The 21,974-nt window shown below is 73.1% G+C and carries 23 protein-coding genes; 10 read left to right on the plus strand and 13 right to left on the minus strand.

What is annotated here, in order from left to right; translation table 11 throughout:
- The 5 genes from selA to CCN72_RS27750 form a co-directional block, all read right to left on the minus strand.
- Positions 1–1,097, minus strand: a 1,097-nt coding sequence (gene selA / locus CCN72_RS27730) for an L-seryl-tRNA(Sec) selenium transferase (protein ID WP_425276179.1), incomplete at its 3' end; no start/stop codon positions are given.
- 578 nt (positions 1,098–1,675) lie between these two features.
- The gene (locus CCN72_RS27735; protein ID WP_202442788.1) at positions 1,676–2,710 is read right to left on the minus strand and encodes an MASE1 domain-containing protein; all 1,035 of its coding nucleotides are present in this window, start codon (positions 2,708–2,710) and stop codon (positions 1,676–1,678) included.
- A gap of 72 nt (positions 2,711–2,782) precedes the next feature.
- Positions 2,783–3,610: a PP2C family protein-serine/threonine phosphatase gene (locus CCN72_RS27740; protein ID WP_086810580.1), complete on the minus strand. Its 828-nt coding sequence runs from the start codon at positions 3,608–3,610 to the stop codon at positions 2,783–2,785.
- Positions 3,611–3,782: 172 nt separating this feature from the next.
- Positions 3,783–4,103, minus strand: a complete 321-nt coding sequence (locus CCN72_RS27745) for a hypothetical protein (protein WP_037660752.1) — start codon at positions 4,101–4,103, stop codon at positions 3,783–3,785.
- 106 nt (positions 4,104–4,209) lie between these two features.
- On the minus strand, positions 4,210–5,418 hold the full coding sequence (locus CCN72_RS27750) for a hypothetical protein (RefSeq protein ID WP_244174494.1): 1,209 nt from the start codon (positions 5,416–5,418) through the stop codon (positions 4,210–4,212).
- A 244-nt stretch (positions 5,419–5,662) separates the two neighbouring features.
- On the opposite strand from CCN72_RS27750, the gene CCN72_RS27755 reads away from it, so the two are divergent.
- From CCN72_RS27755 to CCN72_RS27770, 4 genes are all read left to right on the plus strand, one after another.
- Entirely contained in the window at positions 5,663–7,108 is a 1,446-nt protein-coding gene (locus CCN72_RS27755) for a glyceraldehyde-3-phosphate dehydrogenase (RefSeq protein WP_037660748.1), read from the plus strand.
- Positions 7,109–7,271: 163 nt separating this feature from the next.
- Positions 7,272–7,841 carry a TetR/AcrR family transcriptional regulator gene (locus CCN72_RS27760; protein ID WP_086810584.1) on the plus strand — a complete coding sequence of 190 codons (570 nt, stop codon included), beginning with the start codon at positions 7,272–7,274 and terminating at the stop codon, positions 7,839–7,841.
- 59 nt (positions 7,842–7,900) lie between these two features.
- Positions 7,901–9,064 carry a GDSL-type esterase/lipase family protein gene (locus CCN72_RS27765; protein ID WP_086810586.1) on the plus strand — a complete coding sequence of 388 codons (1,164 nt, stop codon included), beginning with the start codon at positions 7,901–7,903 and terminating at the stop codon, positions 9,062–9,064.
- 319 nt (positions 9,065–9,383) lie between these two features.
- Positions 9,384–9,908 (plus strand): MepB family protein, encoded by a 525-nt coding sequence (locus CCN72_RS27770; RefSeq protein ID WP_086810588.1) that lies wholly within the window; start codon positions 9,384–9,386, stop codon positions 9,906–9,908.
- A gap of 172 nt (positions 9,909–10,080) precedes the next feature.
- On the opposite strand, the gene CCN72_RS27775 is transcribed toward CCN72_RS27770, so the two are convergent.
- Both CCN72_RS27775 and CCN72_RS27780 read right to left on the minus strand, forming a co-directional pair.
- Positions 10,081–10,743 carry a class F sortase gene (locus tag CCN72_RS27775; protein ID WP_086810590.1) on the minus strand — a complete coding sequence of 221 codons (663 nt, stop codon included), beginning with the start codon at positions 10,741–10,743 and terminating at the stop codon, positions 10,081–10,083.
- A gap of 124 nt (positions 10,744–10,867) precedes the next feature.
- Positions 10,868–11,470 carry a hypothetical protein gene (locus tag CCN72_RS27780; RefSeq protein ID WP_086810592.1) on the minus strand — a complete coding sequence of 201 codons (603 nt, stop codon included), beginning with the start codon at positions 11,468–11,470 and terminating at the stop codon, positions 10,868–10,870.
- 322 nt (positions 11,471–11,792) lie between these two features.
- On the opposite strand from CCN72_RS27780, the gene CCN72_RS27785 reads away from it, so the two are divergent.
- From CCN72_RS27785 to CCN72_RS27805, 5 genes are all read left to right on the plus strand, one after another.
- Positions 11,793–12,671, plus strand: a complete 879-nt coding sequence (locus CCN72_RS27785; protein WP_086810593.1) for an SCO6745 family protein — start codon at positions 11,793–11,795, stop codon at positions 12,669–12,671.
- Between the two features lie 234 nt (positions 12,672–12,905).
- The gene (locus CCN72_RS27790) at positions 12,906–13,697 is read left to right on the plus strand and encodes a fructosamine kinase family protein (protein WP_086810595.1); all 792 of its coding nucleotides are present in this window, start codon (positions 12,906–12,908) and stop codon (positions 13,695–13,697) included.
- A 118-nt stretch (positions 13,698–13,815) separates the two neighbouring features.
- Positions 13,816–14,007 (plus strand): putative ATP-grasp-modified RiPP, encoded by a 192-nt coding sequence (tgmA, locus tag CCN72_RS27795; RefSeq protein WP_085563294.1) that lies wholly within the window; start codon positions 13,816–13,818, stop codon positions 14,005–14,007.
- 18 nt (positions 14,008–14,025) lie between these two features.
- A complete protein-coding gene (gene tgmB / locus CCN72_RS27800) occupies positions 14,026–15,009 on the plus strand; it encodes an ATP-grasp ribosomal peptide maturase (protein WP_086810597.1) in 984 nt (327 codons plus the stop codon).
- Positions 15,010–15,044: 35 nt separating this feature from the next.
- A complete protein-coding gene (locus tag CCN72_RS27805; protein ID WP_086810599.1) occupies positions 15,045–15,932 on the plus strand; it encodes a Gfo/Idh/MocA family protein in 888 nt (295 codons plus the stop codon).
- Here the strand turns inward: CCN72_RS27805 and CCN72_RS27810 are convergent.
- The 6 genes from CCN72_RS27810 to CCN72_RS27835 all read right to left on the minus strand — a co-directional run bounded on the left by CCN72_RS27810 (position 15,880) and on the right by CCN72_RS27835 (position 20,617).
- Entirely contained in the window at positions 15,880–16,866 is a 987-nt protein-coding gene (locus tag CCN72_RS27810) for a class I SAM-dependent methyltransferase (protein WP_244174495.1), read from the minus strand. The genes CCN72_RS27805 and CCN72_RS27810 overlap by 53 nt on opposite strands.
- Positions 16,845–17,489 (minus strand): cysteine hydrolase family protein, encoded by a 645-nt coding sequence (locus CCN72_RS27815; RefSeq protein WP_086810601.1) that lies wholly within the window; start codon positions 17,487–17,489, stop codon positions 16,845–16,847. The genes CCN72_RS27810 and CCN72_RS27815 overlap by 22 nt, the downstream gene beginning before the upstream one ends.
- Positions 17,486–18,586 (minus strand): isocitrate/isopropylmalate family dehydrogenase, encoded by a 1,101-nt coding sequence (locus CCN72_RS27820; protein ID WP_086810603.1) that lies wholly within the window; start codon positions 18,584–18,586, stop codon positions 17,486–17,488. Before CCN72_RS27820 ends, CCN72_RS27815 begins: the two co-directional genes overlap by 4 nt.
- On the minus strand, positions 18,583–19,119 hold the full coding sequence (locus CCN72_RS27825) for an EF-hand domain-containing protein (protein ID WP_085563289.1): 537 nt from the start codon (positions 19,117–19,119) through the stop codon (positions 18,583–18,585). Before CCN72_RS27825 ends, CCN72_RS27820 begins: the two co-directional genes overlap by 4 nt.
- 191 nt (positions 19,120–19,310) lie before the next feature.
- Positions 19,311–19,664 carry a hypothetical protein gene (locus CCN72_RS27830; RefSeq protein WP_086810605.1) on the minus strand — a complete coding sequence of 118 codons (354 nt, stop codon included), beginning with the start codon at positions 19,662–19,664 and terminating at the stop codon, positions 19,311–19,313.
- A 44-nt stretch (positions 19,665–19,708) separates the two neighbouring features.
- On the minus strand, positions 19,709–20,617 hold the full coding sequence (locus CCN72_RS27835; protein WP_086810607.1) for a GNAT family N-acetyltransferase: 909 nt from the start codon (positions 20,615–20,617) through the stop codon (positions 19,709–19,711).
- 271 nt (positions 20,618–20,888) lie between these two features.
- Between CCN72_RS27835 and CCN72_RS27840 the strand changes: the two genes are divergently transcribed.
- The coding region (locus CCN72_RS27840; RefSeq protein WP_086810611.1) for a PP2C family protein-serine/threonine phosphatase at positions 20,889–21,974 on the plus strand (1,086 nt) is incomplete at its 3' end.

The raw sequence follows: 21,974 nt of genomic DNA on the forward strand, positions 1-21,974 counted from the left end.
CCCACGCCCTGACCGCCGACCCGGTCGCCCTCAGGGCCCCCGCCGACCGTGGCGGTGCTGCCGACGGCGCGGGCGTCGATCCCGTGGGCGCCCAGTTCGGCGGCGAGCCGGTCGGCGCGGGCCCTGAGGGCGACCGGGTCGGCGGTCAGGGCGTGGGCGGTGGGGGTGGGCGGTCCGGTGAGGGTGGCCTCCAGGGCGGCCAGGGTCAGCTTGTCGACGCGCAGGGCGCGGGCCAGCGGATGCCGGGCGAGGGCGCGCACCAGGTCGCCGTCGCCGAGCAGCAGTCCGCACTGGGGCCCGCCGAGCAGCTTGTCGCCGCTCGCGGTGACCAGGGCGGCGCCCGCGCGCAGCTGGGTGTCGGCGTCGGGTTCCTCGGGCAGGCCCGGGTGCGGGGCGAGCAGTCCGGAGCCGATGTCCACGACGACCGGGACGCCCAGCGAGGCGAGTTCCCCGGCCTGGGCCGCGCGGGTGAAGCCGGTGACGCGGAAGTTGGACGGGTGCACCTTGAGCACGAACCCGGTCTGCGGGCCGATCACCTCGGCGTAGTCGGCGGCGGTCGTACGGTTCGTGGTGCCCACCTCGCGCAGCCGCGCGCCGGTGGAGACGAGCAGGTCGGGCAGCCGGAAGCCGTCGCCGATCTCCACCATCTCGCCCCGGCTGACGACGATCTCCTTGCCGGCCGCGAGCGCGGTGGCGGCGAGGACGAGGGCGGCGGCGCCGTTGTTGACGACATGGGCGTCCCCGGCGGCGGGCACCCGGGCGCGCAGCGCGGCGAGGGCGGAGCGGCCCCGGCGGGCCCGGGCGCCGGTCGCCAGGTCCAGTTCCACGTCGGTGGGTCCCGCGGCCTCGGTCACGGCCCGCCGGGCGGCGTCCGACAGCGGGGCGCGGCCGAGGTTGGTGTGGAGCAGCACCCCGGTGGCGTTGAGCACCGGGCGCAGTCCGCTCGCGGTGTCGGGCAGCAGGCCGAGGACCGTGTCCGGCACGTGTTCGGGCGCGAGCTCCCCGTCCCTGGCCCGCTGCTGCGCCTCCCGTACGGCACCTTTGACGACCGCGGCTCCGAGCCGGCCTGTGGCCTCGGCCAATCGGGGGTCGCGCAGGAGGTCGTCGGTACGAGGGACACGGCGGCGGGGGTCCGGGGTGCCGGGCTCGCGGCCGGCGGGCGGCGTCGTACCCGCCGTACCGGTCGCGCGCGCCGTGCCGGTCGTGTCGTCCGCCGGGGCCGCCTCATGTCCCGCACCGGCGGCGCCGTCCTCCGTGTCCGCGGCCCGCGCGGTCACCCGCTGTTCCATTCCGCCCTTGCCGCCCTTCCCTCCGGTCCGGTCCGCGCCGCCCCTGGCGGGGTCCGTCCATCGTCTCCCAGTGCCCCGGGGCGGCCGTCCGACACGCCGGGAGGGACGTTGCAGTGGCCGGGGTGGGGGTACTCGGCGCCGTATGAACGCACGTGATGACCAGCGTCAGAGCCGACAGGAACAGCGGGACGCGAACCGTCGCAACGAGGCGGAGCGTCGGCACGCCGCAGAATCGTCCGGCAACTCGCCGACGCCCACACCCACGCCCCGCGACATCGCCGAACGCAGCTCCCGGAGCAGGGACTCCGCGGAACGGGGCGGCGACCAGGAACCGCATCGGCCGCACTGAGGAGACCACCGAAGACAGCAGGGGACGGCGGCGCGCCTCATGGGGCCGGCGACGACCGGCCCCCGGTGTCGTCGCTGTCCCCCGTCCCGTCGGCGTCCGTCTGCGGCCGGGGCAGCGGAACATCGCCGGCGGTCAGGTGTTCGAGGACCTGCACCAGTTCCTGGCAGGCCCGCTCCACCGAACGGCGTGTGTTGCGCTGCTCGGTGATCAGGGCGGACATCAGGAGCGCGGTGAGCGCCATGGTCCCGTTGAACGCCTGGAGCTTGGCCATGATCTCGACCGGGCTCAGCCCCTGGAACGCACCGCTGCCGTCCGTGGCGGCGATGGTGGCCATCACGGAGGTGAACAGCGCGCACAGCACGGCGCCCGCGAGCTGGAAGCGCAGGGCGGCCCAGATGATCAGCGGGTAGACCAGGAAGAGCAGGCTGATCGAGCTGTAGGTGGCCAGCGGGACCAGCACACAGGCGATGACGGTGAGCGCGGTCGCCTCCCGCCATCGGCCCAGGGGCAGCGGCCGGCGCAGCCCGCTCAGCATCAGCAGCAGCGGGGTGACCAGCAGGACGCCCATCGCGTCGCCGACCCACCAGGCGAGCCACACCGGCCAGAAGGAGTCCGCGGCCAGCTTGTCCGTGAGCACGAGCATTCCCACGCCGACGGTCGCGCTGATCGTCATGGCGGCCAGCGCGCCGAGGAACACCAGGGCGAGGCCGTCGCGGAACCGGCTGAGGTCGGGGCGGAAGCGCGCCCAGTGCAGCAGGATCGCCGCGCAGACGGGGGCGGCGGTGTTGCCGAAGAGGATGCCGACCAGATCGGGGCCGGGCGGTGAGATGGTCAGGATGAGGACGAGGGCGCCGAGGGTGATGCCGGGCCAGCAGCCGATGCCGAAGATCAGCAGGGCGGCGACGGAGACGCCGGTCGGCGGATAGATCGGGGTGAAGACGGCGTTCCCCACGGACAGCTCGCGCAGCAGGCCGAGGCGGGCGGAACCGTAGTAGAGGGCCGCGACGGCCAGCACCTGGACGACATAGCCGCCCGGCCGGCGCAGTTCCGAGTTACCCACCACAGCAGCCATCTCACACCGCCCGGCGCGGCTCGGCGAGGCGAGAGCGCCCGGGGTCCGGCCCTCTGGCTGAAATGAGGGACGCTACGGCCGTGCGGGCCCGTCGAGGCCGACGACGAGTACGGCGGCGTCGTCCTCGTGTCCGACGCTCTCCGCGCCCTTGATCACGGCGGCGGCCAGGGCATGGCTCTCCAGACCCGCGACGGCGGCGATGCCCGCGAGCCGTGTCACCTGCTCAAGGCCGTCCTCCACGGCCAGCGAGGGCCCCTCCACCACACCGTCGGTGAGCAGCACGAACAGCCCGCCGGTGGTCAGCCGGTGCCGGGTCACCGGGTATTCGATGCCCCGCTGGATGCCGAGCGGCGGCCCGCCCTCGTCGTCGACGACGCCGGACTTGCCGTCGGCCGTGGCCCAGACGAAGGGGATGTGGCCGGCGCGGGCGCTCTCCATCGCGCCGGTCGCCGGGTCGAGGCGCATGAAGGTGCAGGTGGCGAAGAGTTCGCTGCCGAGGGAGAGGAGCAGGTCATTGGTGCGGGCGAGCAGTTCGCCGGGCTCGCCGGTGGCGAAGGCGAGGGCGCGCAGTCCGGCGCGGACCTGGCCCATGAAGGCGGCGGCCTCGATGTTGTGCCCCTGTACGTCCCCGATGGCAAGGCCGATCCGGCCATCGGGCAGCGGGAAGGCGTCATACCAGTCGCCGCCCACGTTCAGGCCGTAGCAGGCGGGCGCGTAGCGGACCGCCAGATGCAGTCCGGGGGCGGTGGGCAGGTCCCGGGGCAGCATGCCGCGTTGCAGGGCGATGGCCAGCTCGACCTGGGTGCGCTGGAGTTCCGCGCGCTCGCGCGCCTGCGCGGTGAGCGAACCGAGTCTGGCCAGCAGTTCGTCGCCGTCGTCGGTGGAGCGCTTGCGGGGCATCGGTTCACTTCCGGCGGAGGGTGCCCTCGGAGACGGCCGCCTTGAAGGAGCACGGCTGCCTGAATCATTGGCAAACGCCTAGATTTTACCTAACTTGACCGAACTCGGCGCGGCCCGCCGGGCGGGCCGCTCAGCCGGTGTCCGTGTCGGTTCAGCAGGTGTCCGCGCCGGTTCAGCCCGCGTCGGAGTCGATCCCGGTGATCACGGCGGGCCCCAGCGGCGCGCTGCGTTCGTCCAGGCCGGCGCCGCGCAGCGCGGAGTCCGCGAGCCTGCGGGCCGCCTCCTCGGCGTGCGGACCGGTGTCGGCCTCGACGGTCAGACGCAGGGTGAACGTGTTGTCGTCGTTGACGTTGAGCACATCCAGGTCCTCGCTGCTGCCCATCCGGGTACCGTGCGGGTCCACGGGGCGCAGCGCCCGGGTCAGCCGGGTCCGGGTGTCCGCGCCGACCCCGGCGGTGAAGGTGCCGGGGACGCTGATCAGGTAGGTCGTCATGACGGTCCTTTCCTCGGGCGTCCCCTCGACTACCCCGTTTCCCGGCCTTCGCACGGGGCGCCCCGGGTGATCGGCTTCTTACGGACTCCTCACCGGGGTCGCGCGCTCACAGCGGGGAGTGGGCCACCGCCATGACGTAGGCGCCGAAGAACAGGGACACCAGGGTGAGCGCGCCGTAGACGAGGACCGCCTGGCCGGGCCGTACCCGCCAGGTCCGGGCGAGGGCGCGGGCCATGGGGATGAGCAGGGGGAAGGCCGGGAGCAGGAAGCGGGGCTTGGAGGAGAAGGATCCCGAGCCGCCGAGCACGAGCAGGATCAGCACCCCGGAGAAGACGACCAGGACCAGCGGGGGGCGGTCCAGGCACAGCAGCGCGAACAGCAGCACTCCGGTGGCCACGACCAGCAGCGCGACCGTGTAGACGACGCCACCGCCGTGCAGCAGCAGCGCCTTGACGAAGCGGGCGGCGCCGACGCCGAAGTCGAAGCGGGAGTCCCAGGCGCTCTGCACCTTGAAGTAGCCGCCGAACAGATCGCCGACCTGGGTGCCGACCCACAGCACATAGCCGAGGAAGCCCAGCGGGGCGAGGACGGCGCCGGCCCACAGCCGCCAGGAGACCCGGCCGCGTCCGCGCCACGCGTCGTACCCGGCCGCGAGGGCGACGGCGCCGGCCACCGCGAAGCCGCTGGGCCGGGCGAGGCCCGCGAACGCGGCCAGCGCCCCGGCCCACAGCCAGCGGCCCTTGAGCACGCAGTACAGGGCCCAGATGGCGAGCGCGGCGAACAGCGACTCGGTGTAGGCGATGGTCAGCTCCACGGCGTGCGGCATGACCGCCCACAGGCCGACCAGCGCGGTGGCCACACCCCGGCCGTACAGCAGATGTCCGATGACGTAGACGCCGTACGCGGCCACGCCCGCCGCGAGCCAGGCGATGAGCAGCGCGGCCTGGCCCGGGGTGAGCGGCAGCACCGTGGTGAGCGCTCGGATGAGCGCCGGGTAGAGGGGGAAGAACGCCCAGTCGGTCTGTACGGCGCCCTGCGGGGTGATCCACATCTTGTGGCCGTAGCCCTGGGCGGCGATGTGCAGATACCAGCGGGAGTCCCAGGAGTGGGCGAGGGTCCGGACGAGCGGGTGGCCGCGCAGGGCGTTGGCCAGGATCACCGCGAGTATCCCGGCGAGCCGGACGCCCGCGAACAACGCGAGGGCCGGCACCGCCCCTTCGGGGATTCCGCGGCGGACGATCCGGGGCAGATCGAAGCGGCCTGCGGGGCGGGACGGGGCGGCCGGTTCGGGCCGGGGAACGGAGGATGTGCTCACGCTGTTGACCTTGGGCACGCCGGGTAAGACGTGCAATCCACGACTCGGGTTTCTTACGTACTTCCACCCTGAATCAGGAATTGGTCAAGAAATGGGTGTAAGTCCCTTACGGTCCCCTGCTCAACAGGTCGAACTCCTCTTCGATCACCCGCCTCCGGGCACCCCCCTGCGGGCCCCCGAAAGGACCCACGTAGGGTGTGGTTATCATATGAGCGCTGCCTAGCTCGAAAGATGGACCGGACCTGTGACTGTCAACGACGACTCGTTCACCAACTGGAAGAACCGCGAGGAGATCGCGGAGTCCATGATCCCGCTCATCGGGAAGCTGCACCGCGAGCGGGACGTGACCGTCCTGCTGCACAGCCGCTCCCTGGTGAACAAGTCGGTGGTCAGCATCCTCAAGACGCACCGCTTCGCCCGGCAGATCGCCGGCCAGGAGCTGTCCGTCACCGAGACGATGCCCTTCCTGAAGGCCCTGACCGCCCTGGACCTCGGCCCCTCCCAGATCGACCTGGGCATGCTCGCCACCCGCTACCAGGCCGACGAACGCGGCCTGAGCATCGAGGAGTTCACCGCCGAGGCGGTCGCCGGTGCCACCGGCGCCAACAAGATCGACCGGCGTGAGCCGCGCGATGTCGTGCTGTACGGCTTCGGCCGCATCGGCCGCCTCGTGGCCCGTCTGCTGATCGAGAAGGCCGGCTCCGGCAACGGTCTGCGCCTGCGGGCCATCGTGGTGCGCGGCGGCGGCGCCCAGGACATCGTCAAGCGCGCCTCGCTGCTGCGGCGCGACTCGATCCACGGCCAGTTCCAGGGCACCATCACGGTGGACGAGGAGAACAGCACGATCATCGCCAACGGCAATGCCGTCAAGGTGATCTACGCCGACGACCCGTCCCAGGTGGACTACACCGAGTACGGCATCCGCGACGCCATCCTCATCGACAACACCGGCAAGTGGCGTGACCGCGCGGGCCTTTCCGAGCACCTGCGCCCCGGCATCGAGAAGGTCGTACTGACCGCGCCGGGCAAGGGCGACGTCCCGAACATCGTGCACGGCGTCAACCACGACACCATCAAGCCGGACGAGCAGATCCTGTCCTGCGCCTCCTGCACCACCAACGCGATCGTCCCGCCGCTGAAGGCCATGGACGACGAGTACGGCGTGCTGCGCGGCCATGTGGAGACGGTCCACTCGTTCACCAACGACCAGAATCTGCTGGACAATTACCACAAGGCCGAGCGCCGCGGCCGGTCCGCGCCGCTGAACATGGTGATCACCGAGACCGGTGCCGCCTCGGCCGTGGCGAAGGCGCTGCCCGACCTCAAGGCGCCGATCTCCGGCAGCTCGATCCGCGTCCCGGTGCCGGACGTCTCGATCGCGATCCTCAACCTCCAGCTGGCCCGTGAGACCACCCGCGAGGAGGTCCACGACTACCTGCGCGACGTCTCGCTGACCTCGCCGCTCAAGCGCCAGATCGACTTCACCACGGCGCCCGACGCGGTCTCCAGCGACTTCATCGGCTCGCGCCACGCCTCGATCGTGGACGCCGGCGCGCTGAAGGTCGACGGCGACAACGCGATCCTCTACCTCTGGTACGACAACGAGTTCGGCTACTCGTGCCAGGTCGTCCGGGTCGTGCAGTACGTGTCGGGCGTGGAGTACCCGACGTACCCGGCGACGGCGGTCTGACGCCCCAGCCCCCAGCCCCTGGCGCCTCGCGGCCGCCGACCGGAGTCTCCGGTCGGCGGCCGTTCGCGTTCCCTGGCGACTCACATGACCCTCCACTCCTTAGCGGTTTGCCTAAAGCCTTTAGGAAGTTGCATAATCCTTATCGGCAAGAAGGAGGAAGCTGATGGTGCGTGCGGGACTGACCACCGAGCGGCTGGTCCGCGCGGGCGCGGAGCTGGCCGACGAGGTGGGCTTTGAACAGGTGACCGTGTCGGCGCTGGCGCGGCGGTTCGACGTCAAGGTCGCGAGCCTGTACTCGCATCTGAAGAACTCCCAGGACCTCAAGACGCGGATCGCGCTGCTCGCCCTCGCGGAGCTGGCCGACCGCGCCGCCGAGGCGCTCGCCGGACGCTCCGGCAAGGACGCGCTCGGCGCCTTCGCGGACGTCTACCGCGACTACGCCCTCGCCCACCCCGGCCGCTACACGGCGGCCCGGTATCCGCTGGACCCCGAGACCGCCGCCGCGAGCGCGGGTCCCCGGCACGCCCAGCTGACCCGGGCGATCCTGCGCGGCTACGACCTGCCCGAACCCGACCAGACCCATGCCGTGCGCCTCCTCGGGAGCGTCTTCCACGGTTACGTCAGCCTGGAGACGGCCGGCGGTTTCACGCACAGCGCCCCCGACTCCCAGGAGTCCTGGACGCGGATCGTGGACGCCCTGGACTCCCTGCTGCGCAACTGGCCCACCCGCTGAGCCGACGTCCGCGTACGAACACTGAGCCGACGTCTCCATACGAAACACAGGCCGACATCATGCACACCACCGCGCTCACCGCCGACCTCGTCCGCGGCGCCCTCGATCTCGAACCCACCGAGCGGGGACTGCTGCCGCACCGGCTGCCCGCCCGGGCCCGCGCCCAGTGCGCCGACCCGCAGCTCGCCCTGGCCGAGTCCCAGCCCGCCGGGGTACGGCTGGTGTTCCGCACCCGGGCCACCACCGTGGAGCTGGACACCCTGCCGACCAAGCGGGTCTACACCGGTGTTCCGCCGCGCCCCGACGGGGTGTACGACCTGCTGGTGGACGGACGCCCGGCGGGCAGCGCCACCGCGGCCGGGGGCGACGTCCTCACCATCGACATGGCCACCGGGAGCACGGAGCACACGCCGGGTCCGGTCGCCACCGTACGGTTCACCGGGCTGCCGGACACGGCCAAGGACGTGGAGATCTGGCTGCCGCACAACGAGCGGACCGAGCTGGTCGCGCTGCGCACCGACGCACCGGTGACGGCCGTACCGGACCGGGGCCGCAAGATATGGCTGCACCACGGCAGTTCCATCAGTCACGGCTCCGACGCCGCGAGCCCCACCACCACATGGCCGGCGCTGGCCGCCGCGCTCGGCGGGGCCGAGCTGATCAATCTGGGCCTCGGCGGCAGCGCGCTGCTCGACCCGTTCACCGCCCGCGCGCTGCGGGACACCCCGGCCGATCTGATCAGCCTCAAGCTCGGCATCAACCTCGTGAACGGCGATCTGATGCGGCTGCGCGCCTTCGGGCCCGCGGTGCACGGCTTCCTGGACACCGTCCGCGAGGGGCATCCGGACACCCCGCTGCTCGTCGTCTCCCCGGTGCTGTGCCCGATGCACGAGGACACGCCGGGGCCCACCGCCTGGGACCTCACCGCGCTCGCCGAGGGCCGGCTCGCCTTCCGGGCCTCCGGCGACCCCGCGGAGACGGCGGCCGGCAAGCTCACGCTGGGCGTCGTCCGGGAGGAGCTGGCACGGATCGTGCGCGAGCGGTCGGCCGAGGACGACCAGCTGTTCTACCTCGACGGGCGCGAGCTGTACGGCGAGGCCGACTTCGCGGAACTTCCGCTGCCGGACGGGCTCCACCCGGATGCCGCCGCGCATCGCAGGATCGGCGAGCGGTTCGCGGCGGTGGCCTTCGGCGGGGGCGGTGCGTTCTCGCCTCGGCGCTGACGGGGTGTGCGCCGTTGAGCTGCGGGTGCGTCGACACCTGCGGCTCCGTCGTGGCCGATCGCGCAGTTCCCCGCGCCCCTGGGGAACTGCCGGACCGTCGGCTGCGAAGTTCCGTCGGCCGGTCCCTCGACATCTGCGGGCACGTCGTGGCAGGTCGCGCAGTTCCCCGCGCCCCCAGGGAACTGCCCGGCCGTCCGCTGCGAAGTTCCGTCGGCCGCGGTCCGTCGAGACCTGCGGGCACGTCGGGGCCGGTCGCGCAGTTCCCCGCGCCCCCAGGGGGCCGAAGCAGTGCCCGTGGGGGTGATGGGAGGATGGCGGCATGGTGGCGGAGCGGCCGTGGGCGGGGGTTCACGGGGACCTGTTGGTGGCGAAGGCGTCGGTGTACGAGCCGGGTGGTTTCGTCTGTTCGCTGCCGGTGCCGGAGCCGGAGAGTGCCGAGTACGCGGCGTGTGCGTTCACCGTCGATGACCGCTCGGTCCGGTTCCGCGTGGGCAGGACCACGCCGACGAAGGTGGGCCAGTTCGTCACCGTGTGGCAGCGGTCCGAAGCGGGGCCGATCCGGCCCTTCGACGCCGGCGACGCAGTGGACCTCTTCGTCATCAGCAGCCGTGACGGCGACGGCTTTGGACAGTTCGTGTTCCCGCGCGAGGTGTTGTGCGAGCGCGGCATCGTCTCCCGCGACGGCGTCGGCGGGAAGCGCGGATTCCGCGTCTACCCGCCATGGGTGACCACGACCAGCCGGCAGGCCCGCGGCACCCAGGCATGGCAGGTGCGCTACTTCTTCGACCTCGGCCAGGACGGGCTCGCCGACCTGACGCTCGCCCGCGCCCTCTACCACCCCTAGGGCCTGTCTGACAATTCCCGTCGTCGCCCGGAGGGCGGCCGCGCGGCGTCAGGTGCGTGCTCTCGGGGTGCCGGGCGTAGGCCCTCGTACTGGACGTACTTGGGCCTGCGCCCGGNNTGTCAGACAGGCCCTAGGTGCCCGCCGGGCCGTCGGCCGCGACGTTCCGCGCGGGTCACACGAGATGGGCGAAGACCACCAGGTTGTCGGTGTAGTCCTTGGCCGTGTGGTCGTAGTCCCCCGCGCAGGTGATGAGCCGTACCTCGGGGCGGGGTGCGTCGGCGTAGACGCGGTCGCTCGGGAAGTCGTCCTTCGCGAAGGTCTCGGCACTGTCGACCACGAAGTTCGCGGTCCGTCCGTCGGCGCGCTCCACGGAGAACCGGTCACCGGTGTCCAGTTGGTCGAGGTTGACGAAGACGGCCGCGGAGACCTTGGTGTCCACGTGCCCGGCGATGATGGCGGTGCCCTTCTCACCGGGCGCCGCCCCCTTGGCGTACCAGCCGACGAGATTGGTGTTCGCCGCGGGCGGCGGCTGGAGCGCTCCCGCGGGGTCCAGGGTCAGCTGGGTGAAGGGGGCGTCGACGCCGATCTCCGGGATGACCAGCCGGGTCGGCTCCGACCGGGGCAGCCCGGCGCCCACCGGGGACCGCCCGGTGGAGCTGGCCCCGGAGGCCGGGGTCGCCCGCGGCGCCGGGAACGATCCGTGATGCCCCCCGAACACGCTGACGGCGAGGAAGAGGATCGCCACCCCCCAGAGCACCATCCGCCCGCCACGAGCGGCACCTGACGCGTCCGGCTCCGGTTCGGGGGGCTGCGCGGAGGACGGATCCGCTGCCATCGGACATCACCTCACTGGAACACGGCGGTACGGGGATGGGTGTTGACGGCGGGGGTTCCGCCCGCCCCGCGAGGGGCACGCGCCGCCGGCGCTGTCAGCGCGCCGGCGGCGTCCGTGGCCCCGGTCAGGACGCCGGCTGCGCGGCCTTCTTGCGGCGCAGCGCGTACAGGCCGGCCGCGCCCACGCCGAGGACCGCGAGGCCGCCCGTGGTGACACCGGGGTCGGCGAGCGCGCCGCCACCGGTGTGCATGCCGCCGCGCGGCTTGCCGCCGCCGCTGTCCGAGCCGCCGCCCCAGTCGCTGCCGCTGTCGTCGCCGCCCTTGCCGCGACCGCCGCCACCGCTGTCGTCGTCACCGCCCTTGCCCCGGCCGCCGCTGCCGCCGCCCTCGTCGCTGCCGCCCTTGCCCCCGCCGTCCTCCTTGTAGGACTCGGGGTCGAACCGGATGTCGCCGCTGCTGTCGGTGCGCAGCACGGTGGCGAGCGCTCCGCCACCCGTGTGCATTCCGCCGCGGGGCCGGTCGTGTCCGCGGTCGTTGTCGCCTCCGCTGCCGTTGTCTTGGTCCCGGTCGGAGCCCTTGTCGCGGTCACCGCCGGAGTCACTGCTGTGCGAGGAGTCCCCACGGCCCGAGTCGTGCCCGGCCGGGACCGCGAACGCGGCGCCGGGCGTGGCGAAGGCCAGGGCGGCCGCGGCGGCTGCCGTGGCCAGGAGGGTACGGGCAGAACGCATCGTGTAGTCCTTCCGCCGTGACCGGGCAGCGGACGCCTCATCAGCTGGATGGACCCGGTCTCGACATGAACCACCGTCAGTGAGGCCCCCGGCTCCCACCATCCGGGCCGCCCAGCCGTGTCAACGGCCCACCCGTCTGCCCCAGTGCGCCCGGCTCCGGGCCCCTCGTCCGGTCCAATCCGGGCCCCCGCCGGACTCCGCCGCGTCCCGCCGGGGAGAAGTTCGTCACCCGCCCTTGTTATGACAGTGGTCATAGCGCAGTCTTGTGCCGGACGGTACGACGGGACACGGCCGGAGTCGGCCGGGGCGGTGGGAGGCGGCAGTGGCGGACGGGATGGCGCGGGCCCTGTGGGAGCGCTACGAACCGGTGCACGACCTCGTGTACTTCGCACCGCAGGCGCACCGCGCCGCGGAGGCGCTCGGGCTGCGCGGCTACTGGATGGGCTACTTCGCGCTGCGGGCCGCCCCGCTCGGGCCGGTCTCCCCCGCCGTCGTGACGAGCGGCTTCTACGTCTTCCACCCCGCCCGGGTGGCCAGGGCGCTGCCGGACGCCTGGGGGTACGCGGCTCCCGCGCGGGTCCTCGCGGCCCGCGAGGAGGCCATGGACGCGGCGATGACCTGGTTGTACGGCCCGGAGGTCACCGGCTCCGCCGAGTTCACCGAGGCCGCCGATCTCGCCTGGGAGGCCGCGGCGGCCGCGGACACCACGGGCCGGGTGCTGGCCGCAGCCAACCAGGCGCTGGAGCGGCCTTCGCGGCCCACGGCCCGGCTGTGGCAGGCGGTGACGACCCTGCGCGAGCACCGGGGCGACGGGCATGTCGCGGTGCTGGTGGGCCAGGGGATCGGGCCGGTCGAGGCCATGGTGCTCAAGGCGGCCGCCGGCGAGTCGGACGCGGAGTTCCTGCGGGAGATCCGCAAGTGGGAGCCGGGCGACTGGACGGCGGCCGGGGCCCGGCTGCGGGAGCGCGGGCTGCTCGCCGAGGACGGCTCGCTCACCGAGTCCGGGGTGGCGGCGCGCGCGGAGGTCGAGGCGCGGACCGACGCGGCGGCCGAGAGCCCCTGGCGCGCCCTCGGCCCGGACCGCTCCGCCCGGCTGGCCGCGCTGCTGGATCCGCTGGCCCGCGCGGTGGCGGACTCGGATCTGCTGCCGCCCGGCAACCCGGTGGGCCTGCCGCCGCGTTCCACCCCGGTCGGCGACTGACGGTACGGCGGGCGCCTCGTGTGGCCACTTCGCGCACTCACGCCGCCCGCGCGGCGCGGACCCGCGCGGGAGGTTCCGCCGAACGGCCGAAAAGCGTCGTATTAACGGTCGAAGTAGCCTCTCCTGACCTGGTGTTGTCCGCCGTACTCTGAAGCCGTGGTCACGCGAGACGAGGATCCTGGACAGGCGGCGGCCCGGCTCACCGGGCGCCGCCCGGTCGATACGGCGCGGGGGATGTCCGGGTCTCCCGTGGAGGTGCTGCTGGACGACGGCACCCCGGTGATGGTCAAGCGCGCCGACGCCCCCGGGGCGGTCCGCGCGGAGGTGGCCGGGCTGCGCTGGCTGGCCGCGGCGGGCGCCGTACGGTTGCCGGCGGTACGAGGGCACGACGAGCGCTGGATGGTCACCGAGCGGGTGGCGACCGGGGGTCCCGACGCGAAGGCCGCGCTCCGTTTCGGTCAGGCCCTGGCGGCCCTGCACGCGTCCGGCGCGCCCCGCTTCGGGTCGGCGCCGCCCGGCGGGCCGCGGGAGGCGTACATCGGCCTCGCGCCCATGCGCAACACCGAGGGCGCCGACTGGCCCGGCTGGTACGCCGAGCACCGGGTGCTGCCGTATGTGCGCGGCGCGGTCGAGCGCGGGACGCTGCGGCCGGGCGAGGCGGCGCTCTTCGAGCGGGTCTGCGCGCGGCTGCCGGAACTGGCGGGGCCCGCGGAGCCGCCCGCGCGGCTGCACGGCGACCTGTGGAACGGCAATGTGCTGTGGGGCGCCGACGGCGAGGTGCGGCTCATCGACCCGGCCGCGCACGGCGGGCACCGGGAGACCGATCTGGCGATGCTTCAGCTGTTCGGCTGCCCCCACCTCGACCGTGTCCTCGCGGGGTACCGGGAGTCGGCGCCGCTCGCCGACGGCTGGCGCGAGCGCGTCGGCGTCCACCAGCTCTTCCCGCTGCTCGTGCACGCGGTGCTGTTCGGACGCGGATACGCGGAGCAGGCACTGTCCGTGGCGCGCGGGGCACTCGCTGTGTGAGCGGGGAGTCCAACGCCGCGGCGGAACGTACCCGTCCGCGCCATGGTCACGCAGCGTAAGGAAACCAATCACCCGTTCGAATCGTATAAGGACGTGAAAGCCGAACCAGGGAGAGACCATGCAACCGTTCACGCTCAACTACGCGCGCCCGGCTGTGCAGTTGGAAGTAACCGTTCCGTATGCGTACGACTCCGGAATGCAGTTGAACATCCTCCCGGACGGGCGGATCGCCGCGACGGACCACGCGACTCTGCGCGCGCTGGGGACCACGACCTCGACCGCCGGTTCCAAGACGCACTTCGACGACTGAGCCACGGACCCACAGACGATGACCGTGCTCATCCTGACCAGTGAAGAAGACGTGACGGCGGACATGGTGGTCCTCCGCCTCCGCGAGGCCCAGGTGCCCGTCGTCCGGCTCGACCCCGCCGATCTGACCGACGGGGTCGCGCTGTCGGGCGAGTACGCGCACGGCGCCTGCCACGGGCAACTGTCCGTCGGCGGGCGCCTGGTGGACCTGGACGGCCTGCGCTCCATCTGGGTGCGCAGGCCCGGGGCGGCGGCCGCGCGCGCCGCCCAGCCGTCCGCCTGGCTGACCGAGGAGTCCGCGCAGGCGCTGTACGGCATGCTCCGCGGCACCGGCGCACGCTGGATGAACCATCCGGACGCCGCCCTCCGCGCCCGGTACAAGCCCTGGCAGCTGGGCCACGCCCAGCGCAGCGGACTGACCGTGCCGGCCACCCTGATCACCACCTTCCCGCAGGCGGCGCGGGAGTTCGCACAGCGCCACCCGGACCTGGTGGTCAAGCCGGTCTCCGGGGCGCATCCGCAGGAGCCGCCGCGGGCGGTGCCGACCAGCAGGGTCGCGCCGGACGCGGATTTCACGGCGGTGGCCTTCGGGCCGACACTGCTCCAGCAACGGGTGGTGAAGCAGGCCGACATCCGGCTCACCGCCGTCGGCGACACCCTGCTGGCGGCACGCAAGCCGGTGGATCCGGACGCCCATCCCGACGACGTGGACGTCCGGTTCGCCCCGTCCGTGTCGCCGTGGCTGCCGGTGGCGGTGCCCGCATGGGTCGCCGAGGGGGTCCTGCGCTATCTCCGGGGGGCCGAACTGGCGTACGGTGCCTTCGACTTCGCGGAGGACGCGGACGGTGTCTGGTGGTTCCTGGAGTGCAACCAGTCCGGCCAGTTCGGGTTCGTGGAGATGGACACCGGGCAGCCGATCGCCGCCACCATCGCCGAATGGCTCGCGGGGGACGGGTTTTCGGCGGACGGCTGTACGAACGCGGCCACCGGCGCAGGCTGTTGAGGACGCGGGGACCCGCTCGGAGAGAGGAACGTCACATGCGCATCGGACTGCTGGGAACGGGACCCTGGGCCCGGTCGGTCTACGCCCCTGCCCTCGCCGGGCACCCCGGCCTGGAGTTCGCCGGGGTGTGGGGCCGCCGCCCCGAGGCCGCCGCCGAACTCGCACAGCGGTACGACGGCACGCCGTACGCCGATGTGGACGCGCTGCTGGCCGATGTGGACGCGGTCGCCGTCGCCCTGCCGCCGGCCGTGCAGGCCCCGTTGGCGGTGCGGGCGGCGCGGGCCGGGCGGCATCTGCTCCTCGACAAGCCGCTCGCGCTGTCGGTCGCCGACGCGCGTGCGGTGGCCGAGGAGGCGGAGCGGGCCCAGGTGGCGTCGGTGGTGTTCTTCACCGCGCGTTTCCAGCAGGAGCCGCAGGCGTGGATCGAGGAACAGGCCGCGCTCCCGGGCTGGTTCACGGCGCGGGCGCAGTGGCTGGGGGCGGTGTTCACGACCGACAGCCCCTTCGCGGCCTCTCCGTGGCGCCAGGAGAAGGGCCCGCTGTGGGACCTGGGCCCGCACGCGCTGTCCGTGCTGATGCCGATCCTCGGTGATGTCACCCGGGTGGTGACGGCGGGCCGCGGCCCGGGAGACACCGTGCACCTGATCCTCGACCACGCCGCCGGGGCCTCCAGCACGGTCACCCTCAGCCAGACGGTTCCGCCGGCGGCCGCGGGCACCGCGTACGAACTGCGCGGCGCGTCCGGCGTCACCGTCATGCCCGCCGCCTCCGAGGACGCCGTCGTCGCCCTCACCCGAGCCGCCGACGCCCTCCTGGCCTGCGCCGAGTCCGGCCGCCCGCACCCCTGCGACGCGTCCTTCGGCCTGCGGGTCACGGAGATTCTGGCGGCGGCGGAGGCCCGGCTGTCGGCGGACACGGAGTGACGCCGGGCGCCATGGTCCGCACTCCGCTCGCGGTCGCCCCGTCCCTCGGTGCCGCCGCGAAGATCCAGCGGTTGGCGGCCAGGGCGTCGTTCGGCTCCGGGAGGGGGCCGCGGCCATGGCGGCGGGTGAAGTCGTAGGGGGTGCGGACCGTCACCGTCCAGCCCAGGGAGGCGAGTTCGGCGGCCGAGTCGGGGCGGGGCTCGCCGTCGAAGAGGGCGAGCAGGTCGATGCCGATGCGCCGCCGGGTGGTGGTGTAGACGGGGCTGGAGCGCACCTGCGGGGACTCGACGAGGTCCTTGATCTCGTACGCCAGGGTGCTGTCCGCCGCGCTGAGCCGGTCGATCGTGGCCACGAGGCGCCGTTCGGCCGCCGCCGGCAGATACAGCAGCAGCCCCTCGGCCAGCCACGCCGTGGGCTCGGCCGGGTCGAAGCCCGCGGACAGCAGGACATCGGCCCAGTCGTCGCGCAGGTCGGCCGCGAGCACCCGGCGCTCGGCCGCGGGGGCGGCCCGGAGCCGGTCGAGGACCGTCTGCTTGAAGGCCAGCACCTCCGCCGTGTCCACCTCGTACACGGCGCACCCCGGCGGCCAGTCCAGCCGGTACGCCCGGCAGTCCAGACCCGCGCCGAGGAGCACCACCTGGCGCACGCCCAGATGTGCCGAGCGCAGCAGATGGTCGTCCAGGACGCGGGTGCGCAGCGCAAAGTACCGGCCGAGCCTGCCCCACAGCGGATCGGCGTCCCCGTCGGGCACTTGAGCCGGGCGTACCGGCCAGCTCGCGGAGGCCGCTGCCGCGCGCACGAAGTGCTCGGCGAACGGGTCCCGGGCCAGCGCGTCGGGGCGATGCGTCTCGATCGCGCGGGCCGCGGCCACCAGCAGGGCGGTGCGGCCCACGCCCCGGGCCACCCCGGCGGTCAGGCCCTGGGCCGTATGCACGGCACCTCCTCGGGCCCGAGGGCAGGCGCGGTCCAGGCCGCCGGGTCGGACGCGGTGGTCGTCCGGGCGCCGTAGACCACGCGCATGAACCGCAGCACCTCGTCGTACGGCAGATGCAGGGCCGTGGTGCAGTCGGTCAGGACGGTCACATGGAAGCCCTTCTGGAACGCCGTGCGGGCGGTGGTGTCCACGCACACGTCGGCGTACACCCCGGCGAAGACCAGGTGGCCGACGCCGCGCGCGCCCAGGTGCTCCTCGAAGCCCTCGCCGAGGAAGGCGTCGAAGCGGGCGCGCTTGGTGAAGACGCGCTCGCCCGGGGCCGGGGCGACCCGGTGGAACTCGGCGCCCCAGGAACCCTCCAGGCACTTCGGCCGCTTGCCGAGGGCGTGGTCCCGCGACCGCCAGGCGGCGCCCTGGTGTTCGGGATCGCCGGTGAACCGTACGAAGACCACCTCCACGTCGCGCGCGCGGGCGGCGGCCACCGCCCGGACGGTGCCGGTGACGGCCGCGTCCAGGACGGTGGGGTCGCCGCCGAAGCGGGCCAGGGCGGTCGGGCCGGTGCAGAAGTCGTTCTGCACGTCCACGACGACCAAGGCCGTGCGCTCGCCCGTCGGGCCGGTCATGAGCCGCCGACCAGGGCGGCGTCCGCGGGTGTTCCGGCCCCGGGTGTGTCGAGGGCGTCGAGCAGGGCGTCGGCCACGGCGGTGGTGCAGTGCCGCCCGCCGAGGTCGGGGGTTGATATGCCCCGTTCCTCAAGGATCCGCAGTGCCTTCTCGACGGCCTCCACCGCACCGGTGCGTCCGGCGTGCCCCTCGGCGACGCGCGCGGCCGCGCGGATGGTCGCCACCGGGTTGACGAGGCCCCGTCCCGCGATGTCGTCGGCGGAGCCGTGCACCGTCTGGTACTCGGTGAGTCCGGCGAGCGCGGGGTCGAGGAAGACGTTCTCGGTGCAACGATTCTCCTGCCGGTCGGAGCCGAACCGGTCGAGGAGCATGACATGCATGATGTCGGCCCATTCGTTCCCGGCGATCAGCAGCGTCCGGTCGGGCAGGCCGTGCGTGATGAGGTTGCGGTTGACCGTGTCCGGCTGGAACAGGCCGATCTCCACGCCGAGTTCCTCCGCGAGTTCGCTCACCCAGGCGTCCAGCGCGCCGTCCAGGAGATGGAACTTGTACGCCATGACGATGCGGCCGATCCGCCCGTCCGGCCACTCCTGCCGGGCCCGGCGCAGGGCGTAGCGGACCACGCTCTTGGTGATCTCCCGGCCGAAGGTCATGGTGCGGGTGAGCTCACCGGGCGTGTGCGCGTTCTCCCCGGTGTAGAACCCCTGTGCCTGGTCGCGCACCAGCAGCAGGGAGTGGCCGTCGGCGCCGAGGAGGTCCACCTTGACGGCGCGCAGCCGCTCGCGGACGAGGTACAGGGACTGGGCGTTGACGGCGGTCCGGAAGATCGCCGTGGTGCCTCGCTCGGCGCGGGTGCGGCAGAACCGTTCGTAGTGGTCGGCGTCCGCGGCGGTCAGCTCGCGGATCCGGGCGATGTCGGGCTCGCCGCGCAGCGAGTGGTAGGAGTGGTAGAGCCGCGGGGAGCGCTCGATCGTCACGGTGCCCGGGTGCCCGGCGGTCAGCGCGCCGAGCACCCTCTCGAAGACATCCGCGAGTTCGGGTCCGGTGCCCCGGCCCACGGCCAGCCCGATGACGGGGGCGCTGGGGTCGTGGGTCACTGGACGGTGCTCGTGGTGAGGTGGTCGCCGGGGATGCCGGACTTCTCGGGGCGGTAGTAGTCACGGATGCCGTCCGCCCAGGTGACCACGGGGACGCGGTCGCCGTGGACCGGCTCGAAGGCGTCGAAGAGGGCCTCGATGTTGGGGCGTTGGAAGCCGATGGCGGTCATCAGGGCGACGAAGTGGGGGCGTTCGACATAGCCGTCCCCGTCCGGGTCGCCCATCGCGGCCAGGGCCTCGGCGAACTCGTTGACGGTGACGTCGAATCGCTGGGGGTCGAGCACGATGGCGTTGAACTCCTCGGGGCTGACCTGTCCGTCGCCGTCGGCGTCCAGCTCGGTGCGCAGGGTGTCCCAGTAGCCCTGGAAGGCCTTGAGCATCCGGTGCTTCGCGCCGTCCTCGGCCTCGGGCACGGCCTCGACCACCCGCCTGCCCATCAGCTCGAAGTCCCCGGGGTCCAGGACGCCGTTGCCATTGGCGTCGAACAGTGAGAAGACGAGTTCGACCCGGTTGTTCGCCTCGGTGGTGGCCATGCTGTTTTCCCCTCCGGTCATACGGTGCTCAAGAACGACCGCCGGTCCCCGTGGGCCCGGCAGCGGCTCCACTATCGGCTCACCGACGGCCCCCGGTGAGAAAAAGACGCCCAAGTGCCCCCGAAGGAAGGAATTTCCCCGCCGGGGGCATGAACTCCCCGATCTTGGAAAGCGCCACGTCCACAGCCGCCTCAACCCATCTCAACCGCCGCCCGCCCGGCCCCGCCGTCCTCCTCGAACGGCTCGTCGCTCCACCGGAACCACGCCCGGTCCCCCTCGATGTGCAGCAGGAACTCGGCGACCGGCCCCTCCGGGGAGGTGAGGGTGATCCGGCGCCGTATCTCCTCGTACACGAGATCGGCTCCTTCCCAGTCCTCCTCGTCCATCAGGACGAGCTCCCTGGCGAACAGGTCACGTACGGCGGCGAACCCGGAGGCGGGGGTGAACGCGCCGTGCAGCCAAGGGAATCCGGCCTCGTCGAGCACGATCTCGCCGACCGGCTCCGCGCCCGACCGCACGCGCCACACCTGGCCCTCGAACCCCATGGCCCCTCCTCCGTCTCGCCGCCGGTCACCGCACGGTCAGCATGTCACCCGGCACTGACAGCGCCCTCGGCCCAGAAGTTCACCCGCTCTCGTACGACCGGATAACCCGCCTTGGTGAAGTGCGCGGCCATCGGGAAGTTGGACCGGTCGGTGGCGGCGGCGATGAACTCGGCGCCCTCCTCGGCCAGGAAGCGGGTGCACTCGACGAGGAGGTCGTAGGCGTAGCCGTGACCGCGATGCTCAGGGACGACGCCGATGAAGCCGACACAGGGGCCCGAGGGGTTGCGGGCGGGGATGTGGATGCCGACCGGGTCGCCGGCGCCGGTGCGGGCGATCTGCCACCAGGAGCGCGGAGAGGGCATCCAGTGGAAGATGTCCAGCTCCTCCTGGGCGGCCTGTTCGACGCCGCCCTGTGCGATGGCCCGGCGGGCGTGTGCGTCGAGGGTGACGGAGTGGATGCGGCGCAGCAGGTCGAGGAAGACGGCGTCGTCCGGTTCCGGGGTGAAGACCAGACGGCCGGGGCGCTCGGGCAGGGCGCAGTCCGGGGTCCAGCGGTAGAGGAAGCGCTCCACCAGGGGCGCGTATCCGGCCAGGCGCGCGGCCGCGACGCGGGTCTCGGCGGCGGCCCGCAGCCGGGCGTCGTCGCGCCAGCCGGCGGGCAGGTCGAGGTCGATCTCGTCGGGGCGCCAGGGCGCGGTCCGCAGCAGTTCGGCGCCGGCCGCCTCCTCGCCCTCGGCCACGTCCAGCCAGTTGATCAGCAGCGGTTCGGTGTCCTCGGCGCGCCCCCACCAGGCGGCGCGGGCCACCGTGCGGCCGTCGCGCAGGGCGATGCGCTGCCACTCGGGACGGAAGGTGGTCCGCCGGTGCTTCTCGGCGAGGGCCAGCGGGTCGGGCATGGTGTGGAACAGGTGCGCACTGTTCGCGTCGAGTGTGCGCATGACCAGATCGGTCAAGGATTCCTCCGGGATACGTGCCGCGAGGGACCTCGCGGCGGGAACGCGCTCCCGGTCAGACCTTGCACACCCGGGCGACGGGGAGGGGGGAGCGCATGATGACTGCGGCCATGACACTCGCCTCCTTCGTCCGTCTCGGATGTGCGCTCGTACGCTAACCGGACCGCCCGGCCGGCGTCCATCGGTTTTCCCTACCGCCTCCCGTGAGCGTCACCGGCGCGGGGGAAGCGACCGACGGGCCCTCCTGACGGGGGCGGCGTAGCGTGGGCTTGTGCGATCGGTGCGCGAAGGGGCCTCGCGTGGGAGCCAGGAGGATCGCGGCTGGTTGCGGGGTGCGCCACCGCCGTGGTGGATCCGGCTGCTGCCGGTACTGCTGCTGGTCGCGGTGACCCTCGCCTCGACCGTCACCCCCCACGCCAGCGACCTGGGTTTCCTCCTCGGCGCGATCCCGCCGCTGGCTGTCCTGTCGTACGGCCCGCTGGTCACCGCCCTGCTCGGCGTCCTGGTGGTCGTGGCCCTGAATGTGCCCGAGACCCATCTGAACCGGCCCGGCAACACCGATCTGCTCACCATCGTCTTCGTCGCCCTGCTCAGCGTGTTCGTGTCGTTCGTGCGCAGCCGCCGCGACGCCCAGCTCCAGGTGGAGCGCGCGATCGGCGAGGCCGTGCAGCGGGCGGTGATGCCGCCGCTGCCCGGGCGGGTCGGACGCGTCGGCTGCGCGGGCTTCTACCGGGCGGCGGAGAACGGCACGCTGGTGGGCGGGGACTTCTTCGACGTGCGCGAAGGTCCGTACGGCGTGCGGGCGGTGATGGGCGATGTGCGCGGGCACGGGCTGGTGGCGGTCTCGACCGTGGTGTCCCTGCTGGGCGCGTTCCGGGAGGCGGTCCTTGACCAGCAGGACCTGGAGTCGGTGGCGGCCCGGATGGACCGCCGGCTGGCGACGGACGCGGCGGGCACGCCGGACGGGGAGCTGTTCGCGACGGCGGTGCTGCTGGAGTTCCCGGCCTGCGCGCGCACGATGCGGGTGGTGGCCTGCGGTCATCCGGCGCCGGTCCTGCTGCGCGAGGGCGACGCGCGGGAGATCACCGTGACGCCGGGCACCCCGCTGGGGATCGGCCTGGTGGGGGCCGATCCGCCGAAGGAGGTCACGGTGCCGCTGGAGCCGGGCGACAGGCTGCTGCTGGCCTCCGACGGCGTCTGGGAGGCACGGGACCGCTCCGGGGTCTTCTACCCGCTGCCGGACCGGCTGGCCGCCCTCGCGGACACCCGTGACGGCGAACTGCCCACCGCCGTGTGGGCCGATCTCGCGCGGCTGCGCTACGAGGTCCGCGACGACGCCACGATGCTGGTCCTGGCC

It is taken from the genome of Streptomyces murinus, assembly GCF_002154555.1.
In the GTDB taxonomy this organism is placed as follows: Bacteria; Actinomycetota; Actinomycetes; order Streptomycetales; family Streptomycetaceae; genus Streptomyces; species Streptomyces murinus.